Origin of the sequence: Streptacidiphilus sp. P02-A3a, from assembly GCF_014084105.1 — a bacterium.
Taxonomy (GTDB): domain Bacteria; phylum Actinomycetota; class Actinomycetes; order Streptomycetales; family Streptomycetaceae; genus Streptacidiphilus.
The window spans coordinates 3,291,529-3,303,959 of the sequence record NZ_CP048289.1 but is presented as its reverse complement, the minus strand read 5'-3'; the positions used below and the strand labels follow the sequence as shown (position 1 = coordinate 3,303,959).

Here is a 12,431-nt window from a genome sequence, read left to right as displayed (position 1 = left end):
GCCGCGTCACTTCAGCAGCAGCGTCCCGGGCTGCGCCGACAGCGCGCCGTCGAGCACCAGCGACGCCGCGCCCACAGCGGCGACGTTCGCGCCGAGGGTGGTCGAGACGACCGCCGTCGGATGCGTCGCCCTGACGAACGGGCTGCTGGCCACCATCGGCTCCACGGTCTCCAGCAACCGGTGCGCCAGTACCTGCCAGGCGGGACCGCCGAAGACCACCGTGTCGACGTCCAGCAGCGTGGCCGCCGCGCAGACGCCGCGCCCGATGCGGATCGCCAGCCGCTCCAGGATGCCGTCGGCGGCGCCGTCCCCGGCGGCCGACAGCTCCGCGAGCCGCTCCAGCCCCCGGTGCGCGTCCGCCGGGTTCGCCACCGTGTACTCGGCCCCCAGCACGCCCAGGGCCACCGCCTCCTCGACCAGGATCCGGGTGGAGCAGCCCGCGCCGAGACCGCCGACCTCCCCGGCGTTGCCGGAGACCCCCCGCAGCACGGTGTCGTCCACGACCAGTCCCATGCCCGTGCCCGTGCCGAAGTAGAAGAAGAGCAGGTTCCGGCTGGCCGTCGCGGTGCCCGTCCAGCGCTCCGCGACCACCGCCGCCGTCACGTCCTTGTCCAGCACCGCGGGCAGGCCGGTGGCCTCGCTCAGCCGGTCGCGCAGCGGGTACCGGCCCCAGCCGGGCAGTTCGGGCGGGTCCACCACCCAGCCGCCGACCGCGTCGATCGGCCCGGGCGCCGCGATGCCCAGGCCCAGGACCCGGTCCCGGTCCGTGACCGAGTCCGCCACCAGCGCGGACACCGTGGCCGCCATGTCCGCGGCGATCTTGTCGGTGTCCCCGCCGCTGGGCGTGGTGTGGCTCTGCTGGGCGACGACCGTGCCCAGCAGATCCACCACCACGCAGGTGATCACGGCCGGGTCCAGGTGGACGCCGACCGCGTACAGCGAGGCCGGGACGATCTCCAGCAGCGTGCGCGGCTTGCCGCTGCCGCTGCTCTGCCGACCGGACTCGCGGACCACCCCCTGGTCCAGCAGCCGCCGGGTGATGTTGGAGACCGTCTGCGGCGACAGGCCGGTGGCCTGGGCGAGCTCGACCCGGCTCAGGCCGGAGCGCTGCCGACGGATCGCGTCCAGCACCACCGACTCGTTGAAGTCCCCCACCCGCGGCAGATTGGTTCCGCGTCTGATGGGTGACTGCGCACCAGAACCCGCCCTCATGCTCGTCAACCTGCGCCTCTCCGCATCCAGGGACTGTCGTCCGGTCGCTCGCATGCTATGCCACCGCCCGGCGACGGAGCCCGGGACGGACTCGTCCCGGGCGGCCGGACGGTACCGGCTCACCCCCGCCCTCCGGCGTCGGCGGCCCCGGGGCGCAGCCGCAGCGTCAGGATCTGGAAGGGGCGCAGCCGCAGCCGGAGCCCGTCCGTCCGCTCCGGCAGCAGCGCCGGCCGCGGCTCGGGGGCGTCCGGGTCGGGCCGCGGCCACGGCTGCTCCAGCAGGTCGCAGTCCCAGGCGGCGGCGAGCGGGAACCCGGTGGTCAGCAGGGCCGTGGCGGTTCCACCGCCCGACTCGTACAGGCGCACCACCACGTCGCCGCTGCGGTCGTCCGCCACGTCGGTGGCGTCGACGGCGTCGGCCGCCCGGCGCAGCGCGTGCAGGATCCCGTGGCGCCGGGAGGAGCCCTCGGGCAGCTCGTGCATCAGCTCGTCGAGCACCTCGATGTCGTGGATCAGCTGCCAGACCTCCTCCTCGCGTACCGCGATCTCGGCCTGCCCGAGCCGGTAGAGCTGCTCGGTGCCCGCGGTCTCCAGCGAGCCGTAGTGGGTGTTGCGGCCCGCGCTGCCCACGATCCAGGGGTTGGCGGCCAGTTCCACGAGCAGGTCGACCTGGTCGCCGCCGGTGGCGGAGCGGGTGAGCAGCACGCTGCGGTGGTAGGGGTGCAGGCCCTGCATCGGGGAGCCGTGGGCGTCGTGGACCAGGCCCTCGGCCTGGCCGCCGGGCCCGCGGCCGAGGTCGAACCCGAGGTCGAAGACGGCCTCGACCCGGCGCCCGGCCCAGCCCTGGGGCACCTGCGCGCGGGCCCGCAGCCAGGTCGTCGACCAGGGACCGCCCCAGCTGGAGCCGAGGGCGAACGGCTGGTAGTCGGCCTTCAGCGCCTCGGCGACGGGAACGGGTTCGCCGTCGACCGCCCAGCTGCTCAGGGTGAGCGGGAGCGTCGCGCTGTGGAGGGCGGGCCGGATCACCCGGTCCAGCAGCTTGCGGATCCGGGTCTCGGTGATCCGGCGGTCATCGTGCACGGGGGCGGTCCTTCCAGGGGTCCCGCGCGGGGTCCCGCGCGGGACCGGCGTCGGGGGCGGGCAGCAGGACGGTGTCGCGCGCGCCGTCCGGCCAGGCGATGTCCACCAGCAGGTCGCTGCCCTCGGCCCGGGTGGCGACCTCCGGCGGGGCGCTCGGGGCGGCTCCGCCCAGGTGGACCAGGGCGACCAGGACGCTGCCGTGGGCGACCGGGCCCTCGGTCTCCACCACCGGGGTGGCCGAGGCCGCGCCCAGGGCGTTGCTGTCCTGGCCCGGCAGCACGCGGGCGCGGGGCAGCCCGTGCACGCCGGTGACCTGGGAGACCAGCCCGGCGGCGTCGGTCACCCGGGCGGTGGCGCCGTCCGTCGCGGCGGCGGGCGCCGACGGCGGGTCCGCCGCCAGGGCCCAGCCGCCGATCCGCAGCCGGTGCCGCTCGGCGGCGGGGTCTCGTCCGGCGGCGGGGTCTTCGGCGGCCGGGCCGTCGTCGGCGGGGTCGACCCGTACCGCCCGCACCTCGACGGAACCGCGCAGCGCGGAGCCGACGGTGATCCAGGGGCCGAGCCGGTACCCGGTGTCGGGGCCGCCGAAGACGTCCCAGCTGGCGTCGTCGGGCCAGTGCGCGCGGGAGCGGGAGACGGCGGTCGCGCCGTCGATGGAGATCCGGGTGGAGGGGCGCCGGTGCGAGGCGCGGCCGTGCGCGTCGAGCAGGACCACGGCGTTGTCCAGCGGCTCGGCGTCCGGGCAGGAGCCGGGCCCGGGGCTGGCGTCCCCGGGGGTCTCCGGCGCGGTGTGGGTGGAGTAGCCGAAGCGCGCGTAGCAGGGGTCGTCGGCGTGGAGGCGGCCCGGGTCGGCGTGGTCGCCGCCGTGGTTGACGACCCGCACCACGCCGTCGGCGGCGGTGCCGGAGACCAGCCAGCCGGGCGCGGCCAGGGTGCGGCTGAAGTCGCCCCGTTCGACCGGGAGCGCGGTGGCCTCCTCGGTCCACACCGGGTGGTCGGCGGGCAGTGCCAGGCCGATGAAGCCCTTGCTGGCCCAGTAGGGCGACGCGGGCCCGGAGTAGCCCTGGAGCACGCCGCGGTAGGGGCGGTGCCAGCCCAGGGTGAGCAGGCCGCGGGCGTCGGTGGCGCCGTGCCCGGTGAAGTGGTCGAGCGTCCGGTTGGCGATGGCCCGGGTCTCCCCCGGTGCCAGCGGCGTGGCGTCGAACAGCGCGCCGGTCCACAGGGGTGCCAGGGCGGCGTGCCGGTAGGTGAGCGAGCGTCCCTGGACGAGCGGCGAGCCGTTGCCGCCGACCAGCAGCCGCTGGTCCGCCCGGAAGCGGCGCAGTCGGGCGCGGTAGCGGTCGACCAGCCCGGCGGGCGCGGCGTCGCCGAGGACGCGGCAGAACCACAGCGGGTACAGGTGCATCGCCCAGCCGTTGTAGTGGTCGAAGTTGCGGTGCAGCGCGCCGGTGAGGCCGTCGGAGTACCAGCCCTCCCCGGCGTACCAGCCGTCGGTGAGGGCGATGGCGCGGTCCAGGTCCTGCTGGAGCCACTCCCCTCCGGCGGTGCGGGCGAACGCCTCGGTGACGCCCTGGAACCAGACCCAGTTGTTGCCCGGCATCAGGTTGCCGACCATCGGCGCGAGCCAGTCCAGGACCTGCCGCCTGACCCGGTCGTCGAGCCGGTCCCAGATCCAGGGCCGGGTCTCGTGCAGGGCGAGCGCGACGGAGGCGGCCTCGACCTTCGCCTGGTTCGCCTCGGCGAAGGTGGGCCAGCGTTCGGGGTGCTTCGGGTCGGTACCGGTGGCCAGCCCGGCCGCGTACCATTCGGCCAGGCCGTGCGGGTCGGCCCCGCCCGCGCCCGCCAGCCGGAACCCGGCCAGCAGGAAGGTGCGGGCGAAGCCTTCGAGGCCGTCGCTGTGTTGGCCGTTGCGGCTCGGTACTCCGGGCAGCCCGATCAGCGCGTGCCCGGCGGTCGCGTACGGCCGCACGGCCAGCAGCAGCCGGTCCGCTGTCCGCTCCCAGTGGGCGCGGTCCTCGGCGGGGGTGCGGTTCATGAGTGGCGGATCTCCCAGGTCGGTGCGGATGCGTCCACGCGCTGGAGCGGCGGGCGGAGCGCCATGCGACAGGGTGTGCCGGACGGCGCTCCACGCGTGGCCGGTGACGGGCGTCAGCCGCGCGGTATCCGCAGCGTCACCAGTTGGAAGGGGCGCAGGTCGAGGGCGACGGCGCCGTCCGCGGCCGGGAGTGCCCCGGCGTCCACGAGCGGGCGCTCCAGCAGGTCGGTCCGGACGGCGCGGTCGACGGCGAAGCCGTCGGTTACCGACAGCGTGGCGTGCGCGCGCCCGCCGTCGGCCTCGTAGAGGCGCACCACCAGGTCGCCGCTGCGGTCGTCGGCCAGCTTCACCGCGCTCACCACCACGGCGTCCCGGTCCACGGTCACCAGTGGCGCCACCGCGGTGACCGCCCCGGTGCGCCGGTGCTCGGGGAGGTTGGCCCGGTAGCCCTCGCGGACCGCGTCGGCGATGGTCGCGCCCGGCACCAGCGCGTGCCGGAACCGGTGCGTGCCCTGGTCGGTCTCCGGGTCGGGGAAGCGCGGCGCGCGCAGCAGTGACGCCCGCACGGTCGTGGTCGCGCCCCCGTCGGCGGCGCGGATCGAGCGGGTGACGTCGTGGCCGTAGGTCGCGTCGTTGACGACCGCGACGCCCCAGCCGGGCTCGTCGACGTGGACGAAGCGGTGGTTGCAGGCCTCGAACTTCGCCCACTCCCAGCTGGTGTTCTGATGGGTGGGCCGGTACACGTGACCGAACTGGGTCTCCGAGGCGTACCGGTCCGCCTTCACGTCCAGCGGGAAGGCCAGCTTCAGAAACCGCTCCCGCTCGTGCCAGTCCACCTCGGTCTCGATGTCGAGCCGCTTCACGCCGTGCGGCACCGACAGCAGTTGGACGACCCGCGACTCGCCGAAGACCCGCTCGATCCGGACCGAGGTGCCCTCGGTGCCCAGGGACTCCACCTCGACCAGGTCGCTGCCGGTGTTCCGGTAGAAGGCGTCGACGTCCCAGGCGTCCCACTGGTTGGGGAAGTCGGGGTGCAGTTGCAGCAGGTTGGCCGCGTGGCCCGGGGCGACCGCCTCGCGTCCGGCGGTGAGGTCGTAGACCGACACCACCAGCCCGCGTTCGTCGATCTCGACCCGCAGCAGTCCGTTGTCCAGGACCAGGCCGCCGCCCTGGCGCGGCACCGGGGTCACCGCGCCGTCGGCGGCCCCGGCCGCGGCGCCGCCCGCGGGCACCCCGCCGCGGGTGTGCGGCGCGCCGTTGAACCGCAGCTCGACCGATCCCGCTCCGGCCAGGGCCTGTTGGGCGCCCGCGATGATGGCCTCCAGCTCCTCGCCCACCCGGGCGTAGGTCTCACGCGCCTCGCGGTGCACCCAGGCGATGGAGGATCCGGGCAGGATGTCGTGGAACTGGTGCAGCAGCACGGTCTTCCAGATCCGGTCCAACTCGGGGTACGGGTACGGGAATCCGACCCGGACCGACGCCGTCGCCGCCCACAGCTCGGCCTCCCGCAGCAGCGACTCGCTGCGCCGGTTGCCGCGCTTGGTCCGGGCCTGGCTGGTCAGCGTGGCGCGGTGCAGCTCCAGGTAGAGCTCGCCGACCCAGACCGGCGGATCGGCGTACTCGGCCTCGGCCTTGTCGAAGAAGGCCGCCGGGGCCTCCCAGCGCACCGTGGCGGAGCCCTCCAGGTCGCGCAGCCGGGCGGCCTTGGCGACCATCTCGCGGGTGGTACCGCCCCCGCCGTCGCCGTAGCCGGTCGGCGCCAGCGAGTGGGTGGCGACCCCCTTCTCCTTGAAGTTCCTTGCCGCGTGCGCGATCTGACGCCCCGCCATCTCGCAGTTGTACGAGTCGACCGGCGGGAAGTGGGTGAAGATCCGGGAGCCGTCGATGCCCTCCCAGAGGAAGGTGTGGTGCGGGAAGCGGTTGGTCCGGCTCCAGGAGATCTTCTGCGTCAGCAGGCGGCGGGCCCCGGCCGCCCTGATGATCTGCGGCAGCCCGGCGGCGAAGCCGAAGGTGTCCGGCAGCCACGCCTCCTCGCTCTCGACGCCGAACTCCTCGATGAAGAAGCGCTTCCCGTGCACGAACTGACGGGCCATCGCCTCGGAGCCGGGCATGTTGGTGTCGGACTCCACCCACATACCGCCGACCGGGACGAACCGGCCGTCCGCCACGGCCTGCTTCACCCGGGCCCAGACCTCCGGCCGGTGGTCCTTGATCCAGGCGAACTGCTGCGCCTGGGACATGGCGAAGACGAACTCGGGCTCCGCCTCCAGCAGCGCGGTCATGTTGGACGCCGTCCGGGCGACCTTGCGCACCGTCTCGCGCAGCGGCCACAGCCAGGCGGAGTCGATGTGGGCGTGGCCGACCGCGCTGATCCGGTGCGCGGCGGGAACGGCGGGGGCGGCCAGCACACCGGCCAGTTCGTCCCGGGCCGCGGCGGCGGTGCCGTTGACGTCCCGCAGGTCGACCGCGTCCAGCGCCCGGCCGACCGCGCGCAGGATCTCCCAGCGGCGCGCGCCGTCCACCGGGAGCTCGGCCATCAGCTCGCCGAGCACCTCCAGGTCGATGGTGAGCTCCCAGACCGTCTCGTCGAAGACGGCCAGCCGCATCTCGCCGAGCACGTACTGGGGCGCGTCGCCCGCGGTGTCCCGGTCGCCCATCAGCGTGGGACTGAAGGGGACACCGCTCTCGTCGAGGTCCGGGTTGGAGGCCGCCTCGATCCGCCAGTGCACCCGCTCCCCACCGGCCACCGGACCGCCCAACCGCACATAGGAGTTGCGCGGATGGAGGCCCTTGACCGGCGAGCCGTCGGGGCGGTAGACGAGGCCCTCGCACTGGAAGCCCGGGGTGCGCGGGGTGAAACCGAGATCGAGCACGGCCTCGACGGTGGCACCGGCCCACTCGGCGGGGACCGTTCCGGTGACCTTGAACCAGCTGGTCCCCCAGGGCGTACCCCAGGCGGTGCCCGGGGCGATGGGGCGGGTCGTCGCGGCCAGCCCCTCGGCCACCGGAACGGGTTCGCCCGGGGTGGACCAGATCTCGACGTCCAGCGGCGCCGTCAGCGGGTGGACGGCCGGGCGGATGCGCTCCCGCAGGACGCGCTCCAGTCGTGCTTCGACCAGTTCTCGGTCGTCGTGCATAGGGTGGTCTCCTGTTACTGCGACGGGTGCGGTGCGGGGGAGGTCGCCGGGCAGCAGGGTCAGTTCACCGGGGCGGGCCGCTCGCAGGTGCTGGCGACCGCGAGCGCACGGCCCCGGTCCGCCGCCTCGGTCAGGGTGAGCATGACGTCCAGGACGTGGGCGGCGAGTTCGGCGGACGCGCGGTGCGGCCGTCCCTGCGCCAACGCCTCGGCCAGGTCGGCCAGGCCGATGCCGCGACCGGCGTCCCGGTACCCGGCACTCACCGGCAGCTCCTCCCAGTCGGTGCCGCGGTTGATCTCGACCGGCCCGTCGAAGCCGTTGGGGTCGGGCACGGACAGCGAGGCCGCGGTCCCGTGCACCTCGATCCGCGGCAGCCGCGCGGCCTTCACGTCGAAGCTCATGACCAGGGTGCTCAGCGCTCCCCCGACGTGCTCCAGGATCCCGGTGATGTGCGTGTCCACCTCCACCGGGAAGCTGTGCCCGGCGCGCGGGCCGCTGCCGATCGTGCGCTCGGCGCGCGGCCGCGACGAGGCGCCGGTCACCGTGACCACCGGGCCGAGCAGGTGGACCAGCGCGGAGAGGTAGTACGGGCCCATGTCGAGCAGCGGGCCGCCGCCGGGCCGGTAGTAGAACTCCGGGTCCGGGTGCCACGTCTCGTGCCCGGCACCGGTCATGAAGGCGGTGGCGGAGACCGGGCGGCCGATCAGTCCTTCGTCGACGGCCCTGCGCGCGGTCTGGGTGCCGGTGCCGAGCACGGTGTCGGGGGCGCAGCCCACCCGCAGTCCCGCCGCCCGGGCCGCGGCGAGGACGGCCTCGGCCTCCTTCCGGTCGACCGCGAGCGGCTTCTCGCCGTAGACGTGCTTTCCCGCGCCGAGCGCGGCGAGGGCGACCTCGGCGTGCGCGGCGGGGATGGTCAGGTTGAGCACGGCGTCCACGTCGTCCCGGGCGACGAGTTCGGCGACGGATCCGGCGACCGCGACCTCCTTCCCGTTGCCCGCTCCCCCGGCCGCCCCCGCCGCGGCCAGGCTCACGGCGCGGTCCCGGTCGAGGTCGGTGACGGCGGTGAGCCGCACCGGCGTCAGGCCGTTCAGCGTGCTCAGGTAGGCGCCGCTGATCCTGCCCGCGCCCACGATGCCGATCTTCAGCGGCTCGCCCACAGCAGTCCCCTTTCAGTCAACGTGCGGACCTCCGGCACGTCGAAGTCGTCGGGCTTGTGCCCGATGGCCGAGATGAAGACGCGCCCGGCGCCCCAGGTCCGGGTCCAGACCACGGGCATCACCGAGGGCCGGTCGCGCAGGTCGTCGGGCGGGAAGGTGGTGGTGGCCAGCACCTCGATGTGCGGGTCGGTGAGCAGCCAGTACTGCTCGGTGTGCACCTCGAAGTCCTGGAGCCCGGCGATGACGGGGTGCTCCGCCCGCTCCGGCAGCAGGCGCACGGTGTAGTCGCGGAACTCGGGCGGGTGCATCACGAACCGGCCGCCGGTGAGCAGGTGGTAGCCGTGGTCGAGGAAGGAGTCGACGATGCCGCCGTGCCAGCCGGCGAACCCGCTCCCGGCGCGGACCGCGGCGGCGAGGTTGTCGCCCTGGCGGCGGGTGATCGTGCCCATGGTCCAGCACTGCACGATCAGGTCGGTGGCGGCCAGGCGCTCGGCGTCGTCGTAGACGGCGAGGTCCTCGGCGGTCTCCACGGCGAAGCCCTGGTCCTTGAGGAAGGGGACGAAGCCGTCGCTGATCGCCACGGGCTGGTGTCCGTCCCAGCCGCCGCGGACGACCAGCGCCCGCCGGGTGGTGTGAGTAGTCAAGGTGGTCGCACGCTCCCATCGGCACCGTGCGTGGCAACGCACGGAGTGGGGTGTCAGTCGCTTGCCCCGGTGAACCTACGAATCGGCGCCATAGTTTGTCAATACGTTGGATGAACTCCGCGGAACCGGCCCGCGCGCACCCGCGCCAGGGCGGCACGGGACCTGCGCGGACCCCCGGACCGGCGCCCGAGGGGTACCGCGCCAGCCCGATCCGCCGGTCGTCCGGTCCTCGTCCCCAGCTTCCGGACGGCCGCCGCGTGGTGACTGCCGCGTCCATTGACTAACCCCAGTCGATGGATTTAATGTCCGGGGGCCGCACGGCCACTTCCCCGCCCCGATCCCGCCCGTCCCGTTCCGCCCGACCTCCGACTCCGGACCGCGGCGCGCCGCGCTCGCCGGGGTCGAGGTGCTGGTCACCGGCTGGGGCTGCCCGCCGCTGGACGAGCGGGCCATGGCCGCCGCACCGCGGCTGCGCGTGGTGCTGCACGCCGCGGGCTCGGTGCGGCAACTGGTCACCGACGCGTGCTGGGAGCGGGGCGTCACCGTCTCCACCGCGGCCGCCACCGCCTGACCGGCGGCCACCCGCTCCCCGGCGCCGTCGCCGCCGCCGCGATCAGGCCGCGCGCTTCCGGGTCCTGCGCCGACGGCTGACGCCCAGTCCCAGGCCCAGGCCGACCACCGTCATGATCACCAGCAGCAGCCACATCGGGCAGCTGAACTCGGCGGTGAAGAAGTGGATGTGCACCCGGGAGCGGTTCTGCGCGATGAAGATGACCGCCAGGACGGCCACCACCGCCATGATGATCCGGCGCGGCGACAGGCTGAACTTCGCTGACTCGCGCGCCGGGCGGCGCGATGCGCTGTCGGACATCGGCGGACCGTCCTCTCCGAGTCGGCCGCCTGCACCGCACCGGCCGCGGGTACGGCGCTCCCGAGCCGGGGCGCCACCTGGGACGAGAATGCCCGCTCCCGCCCCCGGCGGCGACCCGGGCGCGGCGACCGGGTGACCCGGGCGGCCGGCGGCGGCCGGGGTCCGGGTCCGGGCCCCTGGCCCTGGCCCGGCAACATTGGATCTTGTGGGCCCTTCCCTCCGCGCGTCCCAACTGCAATGCTGGTAACAGTAGTTGATCTGATTCGTGCGGCATATGCCGTGGGCATCTACCACCTCGAAGTCACATGTGCGAGCGCGGTCAAAGGGGACCAGGGCTGGGTACGGACGCCAGGGGCGTCACGTGGCATGTGCCGCTGGCATGACGGCCGACGACCGGTTGTCCGGGGCCGAGGACGGTAGACGGTGTCAAGGAGGGACGTACATGTCGGAGACGGAGAGAGGGCCTGTGGACCTGGGGCAGGACCGGCCGCACAGTGCCCGCATGTACGACTACTACCTGGGCGGGCGGACCAACTACGCCGCCGACCGGGCCGCCGCGGAGCGGGTGATCGAGCAGTTCCCGGCGATCGGCGTGGTCGCCCGGGTGAACCGCTCGTTCATGCACCGGGCCACGCGGTTCCTCGCCGACCAGGGCATCACCAGGTTCCTCGACATCGGCACCGGCATCCCGACACCCCCGAACCTGCACGAGGTCGCCCAGCGGCTGCACCCCGAGGCGAGGGTCGTGTACGTCGACAACGACCCGCTGGTGCTGGTCTTCGCCGACGCGCTGCTGGACAGCGCCGCCCAGGGCAGTACCGCCTATGTCGAGGCGGACGTCAACGACCCCAAGGCACTGCTGGAGGCACCCGCGGTGCGGGCGCTGCTGGCGGACGGGAAGCCGGTCGCGCTGAGCCTGAACGCGCTGCTGCACTTCGTGGGCGACCGGATCGAGCCGCGCTCGGTGGTCGAGACGCTGGTGGAGGCCCTGCCCAGCGGCTCCTACCTCGCGCTGTCGCACTGCACCCCCGACTTCGCCCCGGAGGCGTGGCAGGGGATCGAGCAGATCTACCGGGGCCAGGGCACGTACCTCCGGGTGCGCGGCCACGACGAGGTGACGCGGCTGTTCGACGGCCTGGAGCTGGTGCGGCCCGGGGTCGTGGTGGGCCACCAGTGGCGTCCGGAGGAGGGCGACGACGGGTCGGCGCTGGACAACGCGCAGGTGTCGCTCTACGTCGGCGTGGCCCGCAAGCCGTAGCGGCGGCGCGGTGCCCGGGCCCGGCCGTCGGCCGACCCGGGCACCGCCCGGCGGTCAGAGGTTGCGGACCAGTGCCTCCAGGTGCCGCCTGGTGGCCTCGCGGTTGTAGGACGCCCTGGCGATCTGCACGAACCGCTTGCTGTGTATCTCCACGCTGCTGGGATCGGTCTGGAACTCGGCGCCGCTCGGGCTCTCCGTGTAGGCGACCTCGGCGAGCCGCTGGTCGTCGAACCGGAAGATGGTCACCGGCCCGAGGTAGGGCACGCGGCTCTCGTTCAACGGCATCAGCAGCAGCGCGTAGCGGGGATCGTCGGCCAGCTCGACCAGGTGCTGCAACTGCGGCCGCATGATGCTGGGACGCCCCCGCCACCGCAGGATGGCCCCCTCGTCCAGGACCGCCCAGAACTTCTTGGTCGACCGGGCCTGCTGGAACCGGCGCTGGCGGGCGAGCCGCAGCTCGACCCGCCGTTCCACGTCGGCGGCGGGCGCCTCGTTGTAGTACTGCGCGACCAGGGCCCGGGCGTAGGCCGCGGTCTGCAGCAGCCCGGGCAGGGCGAAGAACTCCACCACCTCGATCCGGTCGCTGGCGTCCTCCAGGCTGTGATGGGTACGCAGATGCGCACCCATCACGTCCGCGTACGGACGGCGCCACCAGGGCTCCTGGTTCGCCTGTTCGGCCTCTTCCAGCAGTCGGGCGCGGGTGGCCGGGTCCACGCCGTAGAGGTCGAGCAGGCGACCGAGGTCCTCCTCCTTGATGCCCATCCGTCCGCATTCCAGCCGACTGATCTTGGACCGGTCGCCGCCGACGGCCCAGGCGGCGCCGGCGGTGCTCACTCCGGCCGCCTCCCTGAGTTTGTACAGCTCCCATCCGATGGCCATCCGCTCGGCCCGGGGCGGAGTCCTCTCCGTCTCACGCAGCGAGTGGAGGCGGCGTGGCGAGCCAGCCGGCTCTGCGGCCATGACGATTGCCCTTCGATCGACAGGTCGATAGTAGGGGCCATCGTGCCGCAAGTCCGGAGAAGTGACTTCCAGATAAGCGGA

Annotated in this window: 9 protein-coding genes and 1 pseudogene; 2 read left to right on the top strand and 8 right to left on the bottom strand. The window is 74.0% G+C overall.

Annotation, left to right across the window (positions count from 1 at the left end; translation table 11 throughout):
• Positions 1 to 6: 6 nt before the first annotated feature.
• The 6 genes from GXP74_RS15010 to GXP74_RS14985 all read right to left on the bottom strand — a co-directional run bounded on the left by GXP74_RS15010 (position 7) and on the right by GXP74_RS14985 (position 9,261).
• Positions 7 to 1,212: an ROK family transcriptional regulator gene (locus tag GXP74_RS15010; protein ID WP_182451980.1), complete on the bottom strand. Its 1,206-nt coding sequence runs from the start codon at positions 1,210 to 1,212 to the stop codon at positions 7 to 9.
• A 119-nt stretch (positions 1,213 to 1,331) separates the two neighbouring features.
• On the bottom strand, positions 1,332 to 2,291 hold the full coding sequence (locus GXP74_RS15005) for a glycosyl hydrolase-related protein (RefSeq protein WP_182451979.1): 960 nt from the start codon (positions 2,289 to 2,291) through the stop codon (positions 1,332 to 1,334).
• On the bottom strand, positions 2,281 to 4,323 hold the full coding sequence (locus GXP74_RS15000; protein ID WP_182451978.1) for a DUF2264 domain-containing protein: 2,043 nt from the start codon (positions 4,321 to 4,323) through the stop codon (positions 2,281 to 2,283). The genes GXP74_RS15005 and GXP74_RS15000 overlap by 11 nt, the downstream gene beginning before the upstream one ends.
• 113 nt (positions 4,324 to 4,436) lie before the next feature.
• Complete coding sequence (locus GXP74_RS14995; protein ID WP_182451977.1) at positions 4,437 to 7,460, bottom strand: glycoside hydrolase family 38 C-terminal domain-containing protein; 3,024 nt, start codon at positions 7,458 to 7,460, stop codon at positions 4,437 to 4,439.
• A 59-nt stretch (positions 7,461 to 7,519) separates the two neighbouring features.
• Complete coding sequence (locus GXP74_RS14990) at positions 7,520 to 8,617, bottom strand: Gfo/Idh/MocA family protein (RefSeq protein ID WP_182451976.1); 1,098 nt, start codon at positions 8,615 to 8,617, stop codon at positions 7,520 to 7,522.
• A complete protein-coding gene (locus GXP74_RS14985) occupies positions 8,602 to 9,261 on the bottom strand; it encodes a ThuA domain-containing protein (RefSeq protein WP_225447946.1) in 660 nt (219 codons plus the stop codon). Before GXP74_RS14985 ends, GXP74_RS14990 begins: the two co-directional genes overlap by 16 nt.
• 337 nt (positions 9,262 to 9,598) lie before the next feature.
• Between GXP74_RS14985 and GXP74_RS14980 the strand changes: the two are divergent.
• Positions 9,599 to 9,823, top strand: a pseudogene (locus GXP74_RS14980) (hydroxyacid dehydrogenase); the annotation flags it as partial.
• 51 nt (positions 9,824 to 9,874) lie between these two features.
• On the opposite strand, the gene GXP74_RS14975 reads toward GXP74_RS14980, so the two are convergent.
• The gene (locus GXP74_RS14975; RefSeq protein WP_182451975.1) at positions 9,875 to 10,132 is read right to left on the bottom strand and encodes a DUF1049 domain-containing protein; all 258 of its coding nucleotides are present in this window, start codon (positions 10,130 to 10,132) and stop codon (positions 9,875 to 9,877) included.
• Between the two features lie 442 nt (positions 10,133 to 10,574).
• Here GXP74_RS14975 and GXP74_RS14970 point away from each other — a divergent pair, with 442 nt between their 5' ends.
• A complete protein-coding gene (locus GXP74_RS14970; protein ID WP_182451974.1) occupies positions 10,575 to 11,390 on the top strand; it encodes an SAM-dependent methyltransferase in 816 nt (271 codons plus the stop codon).
• A gap of 54 nt (positions 11,391 to 11,444) precedes the next feature.
• Here GXP74_RS14970 and GXP74_RS14965 read toward each other — a convergent pair whose 3' ends face one another.
• Entirely contained in the window at positions 11,445 to 12,269 is an 825-nt protein-coding gene (locus GXP74_RS14965; RefSeq protein WP_225447945.1) for a helix-turn-helix transcriptional regulator, read from the bottom strand.
• Positions 12,270 to 12,431 lie beyond the last annotated feature (162 nt).